Genomic DNA, 4135 nt, shown 5'->3' on the forward strand with positions numbered 1-4135 from the left:
GCATCACATTGACCGAAGCTGGAAGGGTCTTCCTCGAGCACGTCAAGGTCGTGCTTGCCGACCTCGACCGCGCCCGCTCAGCGGTACTGGAATGCGGCACAGTGCCGAGGGGAGATGTCGCGATCGGTTTTCCCACGACCGTGGCCCTGACGGCTACCATGCCCATCCTCAGCGCATGCCGGACGCAGTTTCCGGAAGTTCGCTTGAAGATCATCGAAGCCTATAGCGGCTTCTTGCGCGAATGGCTGCAGTCAGGCCGGCTCGACCTCGCCTTGATGTACGGCGATGAGCCCGAAGCCGGGCTTTCCAAGCGGCCTTTGCTCGATGACAAGCTCGTGCTGGTCTCGGGCGTGACGACCGGACGGATGCCACGAAAACTTTCGCTGCCAGACTTGGCAAATCGGCCCCTTGTGCTTCCCGGAAAAGATCACGGTTTACGGCGGATCATCGATGACGCATGCGGCCCCCTCAATCTGCAATTGAATGTCGTCGCGGAGATCGAATCGCTCGGAAGCGTCAAGCGCGCTGCGGAAGCAGGGATCGGCGAAACGATACTGCCGCTTGGATCTGTCGCTGAAGAGGTCGCGGCAGGACGGCTGCGGACCGCCGTGATCGATAGCCCCGCAATGTCCAGGCGAGTTGTCCTCGCCACCAACGTAACAAGGCCGGACACCTTGGCGAAATCCGCAGTCGGCGTGCTCGTACACGATGTTCTGCGACACATGGTTCTTTCAGGCGCCTGGCCCGCCCGATGGATTGGTGCTTCGCCGAAGTAGAGGCCRCGAAAGCCTCCTCCCGCCTATCCTCACCCTGTGCCGACTCAGCCCCATGCTGAGCATGGTGGGACCACACGTTCGTATTGGTGCTCACAGCGATTCACGCCTTGAACGTGGTTGCCCGTAGGATCTTTCCCGGATTCATCAGGTTTGATGGGTCGAAAGTCGACTTGATCATCCGCATCATCTGCAGGTCGATGGACGGCTTGAATCRCTCCAGGCGCTCCACATGCATCCTGCCGATGCCATGTTCGGCGCTGATGCTGCCGCCCAGTTCCACGCTGGCCTTGTGCACAATCAGGTTGACCTTCGCTGCCGCTGCCTCGCATTGATCCGGCGTGCCGAAGACCGAACGTGACAGCACCGCGATGACGTGGATATTGCCGTCACCGATGTGTCCGGCGTGGCACACGGCGGCTCCCGTCACCTGCTTCTCGATGCGCTCGGTCACGAGCTCTATGAAGAGCGGCAGCTTCGAGACCGGCACGGACGTGTCGTTCGAGACGGTGAAGCCCGCTCGCTTGTTGGCTTCGGAAATGTTGTGCCGAAGCTCCCAGATGCGGTTCGCCTTGGCCACATCCGTGGCGACCACTGCGTTGGTCAACAGATCGCGCTCAAAGGCGGTCTCGAGCGTGCTCTCCAGCTCTGCGACGGCGTTCCACTGCGGCGAGCTGTCCGCGATCTCCATGAGCACGAACCACGGACCGTCCAGTTCCATGGGCGATTGCAGGCCGTGGCCGTGTCGCAAGACCATCTCGATCTGCCGTCGCGACATGATCTCGAACGCCTCAATGCGATTGCCCACCTGTTCCTGCATGAAGCGCAGAAGATCGACCGCCTGCTGGACGCCCGTCAATGCCACCATGGCGGTGGCGGAAACATTCAGGCGGGGAAAGAGCTTCAGCACCGCGGCCGTCACCACGCCCAGCGTGCCCTCGGCACCGATGAACAGCTGCTTCAGGTCATAGCCGGAGTTGTCCTTGCGCAACGCACGCAGCCCGTCCCACACACGGCCGTCGGGGAGGACCACCTCGAGCCCCATCACCAACTCGCGCATGTTGCCGTAGCGCAGGACGCCTGTTCCGCCAGCGTTGGTTGACACCAGGCCACCGATCTCGCAGCTGCCGACGCTGCCCAGCAGCAGCGGAAACTGGCGCTGGCTTTCCTCAGCGGCCTCTCGCACATGGGCCAGGATGCAGCCGGCCTCGGCGGTCAGTGAGTTGTTCAGTGCGTCGATCTCCCGGATCCGGTTCAGGCGCGAGAGGTTGAGGATCACGGTGGGTCGGCCGGCTCCGGCGACGGCGCCGCCCGTCAGGCCGGTGTTGCCGCCTTGCGGGACGATCGCCACGTTCAAGCCCGCACAAACCTTCACGACGGCAGCCACCTCGTTCGTGCAGCCAGGCATCAGCACCGCGAGCGCGGCGCCCTGATACCGGCCTCGCCAGTCCTGCTGGAACGCTTGCATGTCGGCTGGATCGGTCAGCACCCGCGCCGGGCCCACGACCTTGGCGAACTGCTCGCGCAAAGCAGCGGTGTCGAAACTCATGCTCAATCCCTCTTGAGTCCACCAATGGAATTGATCACGGCACCCCACTTCTCGTGCTCCGACTTGACCAGCGCGGCCAGCGCCTCGGGGTTCGATCCGACCGGCGTCGCGCTCAGGTCCTTCAGCTTGGCCTGCACCTCCGGTTGCGCCACCACCGCCTGCAATTCACGGCTCAGCAGTTCGACCGTGGGTGACGGAAGCTTCGCGGGTCCGAACACGGCGTTCCAGGTATAGGTCTCATAACCGGGAACACCCGCTTCGGCGAGGGTCGGAATGTCCGGAAAGGACGGCGAGCGCTGGCTGGTGGTGACCGCCAGCGCGCGCACTGAACCGGCTCGAATGTGCGACGCGGCGCCGGTCAGGACGTCGAACAGGATCGGGATATGGCCGCCGACCACGTCAGTCATGGCCGGTCCGCCCCCCTTGTAGGGGACATGGCCGATGTCCACGCCTGCCATCGACTTGAACAATTCACCCGACAGCTGGGGCGGTGTCCCCACGCCCGAGGAGCCATAGGAGTACTTGCCCGGCTCCGCCTTCAAAAGGGCGATGAGCTCTCGCACGTTCTTGGCCTTGAACGAGTTGCTGACCAACAGCACGTTGGGTACAGTCGCCACCAGCGAGATCGGCGTGAAATCCTTCTGCGCATCGTAGGGTGCCGGCGGAGTCGAGAGTGAATTGATCGCGTGCGTCGCGACCGTGCCCATCAACAGCACGCTGCCGTCGGCCATTGCCTTCGCGACCTTGGCAGCACCGATGGCGCCGCCGCCGCCGGCCACGTTTTCCACGACAACGCTGTGCCTGAGGCGCTCCGATAGCTTCTGCGCCACCAAGCGCGAAACCACGTCCGTCGCACCCCCGGCTGCGAAGGGAACCACCAGGGTGACCGGTCCCTTCGGCAGGGCGGCCTGCGCGAATGCCGACGACAGCGGTACGCCCGGCGTGGCGGCGACGCCCCACTTCATCAGGTCGCGCCGGGATGGCTGCTTCGAAGTATTCATATCCTTGTCTCCTTCTTCCTTCTTTGTCCGAATCAGCGCATCACGAACGGATTGCCAGCGACCGCGCCGCTGTTGATCCAGACGCATTTGGTCTGTAGGTACTCGCGGATTGCGTCGATGCCGTTCTCACGGCCCAAGCCGGAATCCTTGTAGCCGCCGAACGGCGCCATGAAGCTCACCGCGCGGTAGGTGTTGACCCACACGGTGCCGGCCTGCAACCGCTCCGACATGCGGATGGCGCGGCCGATGTCCTTCGTCCAGACGGCGGCCGCGAGACCGAAGCGCACGTCGTTGGCGATGCGCAGGGCGTCAGCTTCGTCCTTGAATCGGATGATCGACAGCACCGGGCCGAACACTTCCTCCTGTGCGATGCGCATGTCGTTGCTCACGCCCGTGAAAATCGTCGGCTGCACGAACCAGCCCTTGCCGCGCTCGGGCGCGGTTCCCTTTTCGCCGCCCAGAACCGCCGTTGCACCTTCGCTGCGCGCAATGTCGATGTACTCCAGCACCTTCTGGTATTGCGGCGGCGTGGTCACCGGCCCCACCTCGGTGTCTGGATCCATTGGATCGCCCATGCGGGCCGTGCGTGCCACTGCGAGTAAGCGCTCGACGAAAGCGTCATGGATGCTGTCCTGTACCAGCAGGCGTGAGCCAGCGATACAGGTCTGGCCCGTCGCGGCGAAGATGCCCGAGATGGCGCCGAAGGCAGCCTGTTCCAGGTCCGCATCCTCGAACACCACGTTTGGCGACTTGCCGCCGAGTTCCATCGCCGCGTGCTTGAGGTGGCGCCCCGCCTTCTCATTGATCAGACG

At 63.8% G+C, this 4135-nt stretch carries 4 protein-coding genes; 1 reads left to right on the plus strand and 3 read right to left on the minus strand.

The genetic code is table 11. The annotated features are described in order from the left end of the window. The coding region (locus tag AC1DY5_RS44715; protein WP_478120833.1) for a LysR substrate-binding domain-containing protein at positions 1 to 776 on the plus strand (776 nt) is incomplete at its 5' end. A gap of 100 nt (positions 777 to 876) precedes the next feature. Here AC1DY5_RS44715 and AC1DY5_RS44720 read toward each other — a convergent pair. From AC1DY5_RS44720 to AC1DY5_RS44730, 3 genes are all read right to left on the minus strand, one after another. Continuing rightward, positions 877 to 2277, minus strand: a complete 1401-nt coding sequence (locus AC1DY5_RS44720) for an FAD-binding oxidoreductase (RefSeq protein ID WP_478120834.1) — start codon at positions 2275 to 2277, stop codon at positions 877 to 879. Between the two features lie 47 nt (positions 2278 to 2324). Further along, entirely contained in the window at positions 2325 to 3323 is a 999-nt protein-coding gene (locus tag AC1DY5_RS44725) for a Bug family tripartite tricarboxylate transporter substrate binding protein (RefSeq protein WP_478120835.1), read from the minus strand. A gap of 32 nt (positions 3324 to 3355) precedes the next feature. Beyond that, positions 3356 to 4135, minus strand: a 780-nt coding sequence (locus AC1DY5_RS44730; protein ID WP_478120836.1) for an aldehyde dehydrogenase family protein, incomplete at its 5' end; no start/stop codon positions are given.

It is taken from the genome of Variovorax sp. P4_D9 (assembly GCF_056401695.1).

Bases quoted from the DNA above. Each gene is read 5' to 3' on its own strand.
- AC1DY5_RS44725 (WP_478120835.1), bottom strand. From the start codon at position 3,323: ATGAATACTTCGAAGCAGCCATCCCGGCGCGACCTGATGAAGTGGGGC.